Raw genomic sequence first — 346 nt, forward strand, 5'->3', positions numbered from 1 at the left:
CCAAATGCCGAATATAATGCCAATAATGGATAACAACCAAATGCCAAACATGATGCCGATAATGGATAACAACCAAATGCCAAACATGATGCCGATAATGGATAACAACCAAATGCCAAATATGATGCCGATAATGGATAACAATCAAATGCCAAATATGATGCCGATAATGGATAACAACCAAATGCCAAATATGATGCCGATAATGGATAATAACCAAATGTCGAATGTAATGCCGATAATGGATAATAACCAAATGCCAAACATGATGCCGATAATGGATAACAACCAAATGCCGAATATAATGCCAATAATGGATAACAACCAAATGCCAAACATGATGCCG

At 36.4% G+C, this 346-nt stretch carries 1 pseudogene; it reads left to right on the forward strand.

Annotation, left to right across the window (positions count from 1 at the left end):
• Positions 1–25 precede the first annotated feature (25 nt).
• A pseudogene (locus BAQ49_RS03940) lies at positions 26–346 on the forward strand (spore coat protein); the annotation flags it as partial.

Origin of the sequence: Bacillus proteolyticus (assembly GCF_001884065.1) — a bacterium.
GTDB lineage: Bacteria > Bacillota > Bacilli > Bacillales > Bacillaceae_G > Bacillus_A > Bacillus_A proteolyticus.